Source organism: Aeromonas sp. HMWF014 (assembly GCF_963878295.1).
In the GTDB taxonomy this organism is placed as follows: Bacteria; Pseudomonadota; Gammaproteobacteria; order Enterobacterales; family Aeromonadaceae; genus Aeromonas; species Aeromonas popoffii.
Window position 1 is genome coordinate 1 of the sequence record NZ_CAWNYS010000262.1, and the last position, 3399, is coordinate 3399.

At 61.0% G+C, this 3399-nt stretch carries 3 protein-coding genes; 2 read left to right on the top strand and 1 reads right to left on the bottom strand.

Annotated elements, in window-relative coordinates; genetic code table 11:
* Positions 1 to 243 (top strand): energy transducer TonB (locus tag AAC083_RS10605; protein ID WP_146181650.1); only part of this gene is annotated, 243 nt, incomplete at its 5' end.
* A gap of 11 nt (positions 244 to 254) precedes the next feature.
* The gene (locus AAC083_RS10610; RefSeq protein ID WP_108536562.1) at positions 255 to 1490 is read left to right on the top strand and encodes a tetratricopeptide repeat protein; all 1236 of its coding nucleotides are present in this window, start codon (positions 255 to 257) and stop codon (positions 1488 to 1490) included.
* A 207-nt stretch (positions 1491 to 1697) separates the two neighbouring features.
* Here AAC083_RS10610 and AAC083_RS23015 read toward each other — a convergent pair.
* On the bottom strand, positions 1698 to 3399 hold a 1702-nt coding region (locus AAC083_RS23015), incomplete at its 5' end, for a chitinase C-terminal domain-containing protein (RefSeq protein WP_258224655.1).

The following is a 3399-nucleotide window of genomic DNA, read 5'->3' on the forward strand; positions in this document are numbered from 1 at the left end:
CCCATGATGCCCCGCAAGGCGGCGCTGGCGGGACTCGCCTCCGGCAAGGTGCTGGTAGAGTTCACCGTGACCGAACGTGGCACCGTCAGCAACGTGCGGATCGTGAAAGAAGAGCCCCGCAGCTATGACCTCGGCAAGGAGGCGCGCAAGACCATCGCCAAATGGACGTTTAAACCGGCCATGGTCGATGGCAAGGCGCAGGCCACCCGCATGCAGCAAGAAATCGAGTTTGCGGTCAACTAAGGAAGGTGGCGATGAAAAAGTTACACACCCTGATCCTCGCCCCGGTTGCCATGGCGGTGCTGCTCAGCACAGCCAGCTGGGCCGCCGAGCAGCCTGCCCTCTCTGACCGCGCCTATCGCGCGGTCAACAAGGCACAGGCGTTGATCACCGAGAAGAAATACGGCGAGGCCAATGCCAAGCTGCAGGAGGCGCTGTCCGGCGCCGGTGAGCGGGTCTACGACAAGGGGGTGATACTGCAGACCCTCGGCTTCGTGGCGGCGCAGCAGGAGAAGTACGGTCAGGCGACCAAATACTTTGCCGATGCCATCGCCACTGGCGGCCTGCCGCAACCCGTGGCCCAGCAGGTGCGCTACAACCTGGCCCAGCTCTATATGGCGGAGGGCAACTTCAAGGCCTCCATCAGTACCATGAACCAGTGGTTTGCGAGTCTCGGCAAGGATGAGAAACCGACCCCGCACGCCTACATCACGCTGGCCAACGCCCACGTACAACTCAAGCAGTACCGGGAAGCGATCCCGGCGGTGGATCAGGCGATCAAGCTCTCTGCAGGTAAAGCGCCGGAGTCCTGGTATCTGCTGAAGATGGGGGCTCATTACGAGCTGAAACAGTACAAACCGGCCACCGAAGTGCTGACGACCCTGGTCGACATGTACCCGACCAAGAAAAAGTACTGGACCCAGCTCTCGGCCATGCACATGCAGGCGGGCAACGATGCCAAGGCGCTGGCGGCGCTCGAATCAGCCTACCACCTCGGTATGCTGACCGAGCCGGCCGAATTGCAGCGGCTGGCCAACTACCTGGCCTTCGCCGGCATTCCTCACCGGGCGGCACGCGTGATGGAGAAGGCGATGAAGGAGGGCACCATAGAGAGCAGCGCAACCAACTTCAAGGCACTGGCCAACTACTGGCATCAGGCCAAGGAGCTGGATCCCGCCATCGATACCCTGGCGAGATCCTACAAGCTGGCTCCGGATGCCGAACTGCAATTGAAGATGGCGCGCATGATGATCCAGAGCAAACGCTATCAGGATCTGGTGGCCCTGGCCGCCAAGCCTGCGGCCAATGCCAATGGTGAACAACGCGCCGATCTGAAATTCCTGACCGGGGTCGCCTATTTTGAGCAGCAAAAACCGAAGGAGGCGCTCTCCGCCTTCACCCAGGCCGCCCAGAATGGCAACGTCAGTGGCCGTGCCTCTCCCTGGATAAACTTCCTCAAGGAGCAACAGGGCGGCGCCGTCACCCAATAAACAAGGTCACGGTTTGGCCCCGCCCGCGGCACATAACAAGGGACCGCCCCGCAGGTTGCCTTGGTGGCAATTGGCCGCTCTTCGGAGCGGTCTTTTTTATCCCCCTCTTTTTATATATTCCGCCATAAAAAATCCGGAGCCTGGGCTCCGGATTGATCCTGCTGGTACTGCCTTGCCACCCATGGCGTCAACACAGGAGTTATCAGATCAGTAACTACATACCAGCTTCCAGCTGCCATCGGTGGCCTTGGGTTCGCTGCTGGTCCACCAGTTCGCCTGCCACACCACCTTGTTATGGGTCATGCGATCGCCACCATTGGCGTGATCCCCCTGCGGCCAGCTCGGATAGGCCTTGTAGGCCGCCGGATTGACGTTCTGGCTGCTGCAGCTGGTCTCGCCGCCGGAGCCCAGTACCGCCTCCGGCAGGGTCGGGAACTCGGCCTTGAGCCCTATGGTCTGGCTGCCACTGATCAGGCGCATCCCGCTCTGCACGCCAGCGGCGGGCAGGTAGTAGGTCATGGCGACTTCAATCTCGGCCCCCGGTGCCAGGGTCTGCCAGCCCGGCAGGTTCATGGCGACCTTGTGGAAGTCCTTCTCGCCCGCACTGCCTTCCGAGTTGTCGTTGCCACCGCTCTCTACCACTTTCAGCCCCATGCCACTCTGATCCGTGATGGTGTCAGAGGTGGAGGTGGGCACCAGAAACTCGATGCGCGCGCCGCCCGGAATAGTCTGGGTCGACTTGTTGACCAGCTTGAGTGTCGGGTTGATCGGGTAGTTGGAGTCCCCTTCCTTGAAACCGGAGAGGCTGACCTGGATGTCGAGCTGGGCGCTCGGCGCGGCCAGATCATTCTGCTTGGCGTTGTACGGGCTGGCCTTGGCAAACTTCTCGTAGGCAAGAGTAGTCAGAGTGCTACCCATGCCGTACTCGTTCTTGGCAGGATCGAAAGCGTAGTCGCCCGCCATCTCCCAGAACATGACACCGCCCAACCCGCGCTTGATGATGTAGTCCAGCTTGTGGCCCATGGACTCTTCATCTTCAGTGGAGAGGAACACCTTCTTCTCTTCGTTCCACAACCAGGGCGCGTGGGCCTTGTCATCGTAGTAACGCACATACGTGCTCTGTATCACGTGCGCCGGATTGTTGGGATCCAGACCCCAGGCGGTGCCGTAACTCGGCAGCGTGGTGATACCGAGGCTGGCCGCGTGCTCCAGGTTCTTGGCATGCCACATGGGCACTGCGCCGCCGCCGATCTCTTTGCCGTTCTTGTCGAGATCGTGCCAGATGTTGTCGATGCCGACCGCCCCGTTGCCACACGGAATGGTGCTGCCGCCAGTGCCGGGCTGACACTGGTTCTGGCTCGGCAGGGCCGCCTTGCCGCCGAAGCCATGGCTGCCACCGCTCACCCCCTGCCAGCCGCGGGTGTAATAGGGCACACCCACGTTGATCTTGCCGGCCGCCAGCGCACCACGGAAGTAGTGGGCAGACCAGGCGGCGTTGAGGTAACCGATGCCACCAAACTGGGTCTGGTTATAGACGCCCCAGTGGGAGAGCTCGGGGTCGGCATTGTTGTCGAACAGCGCCGCATTGTGACCGACAAAATGGTTCCAGGCACCATGGAAGTCATAGGTCATCAGGTTGACGTAATCGAGGTACCGGGTGACCTGGAAGTTCTCCATCCCGCGCAGCAGATAGGCCGATGCCGGTGAGGCGATGGTCAGCATGTACTTGCGGCCATCTTCGTTACCAGCGTTGTCGAGCCGCGCCCTCAAGGTCTTCATCAGCACCTCGTAATTGGCAAACAACTTGGCACGGCACTGGTTGGAGAGCGGGAAGTCGTTGGGGTTGCCCGCATCCTTCATGGAGGTGGGGTATTCGTAGTCGATATCGACCCCGTCAAAGCCGTACTGG

What these genes read in the sequence shown, in the direction of transcription:
- AAC083_RS10610 (WP_108536562.1), top strand. Translation starts at nt 255, where the DNA reads ATGAAAAAGTTACACACCCTGATCCTCGCCCCGGTTGCCATGGCGGTG.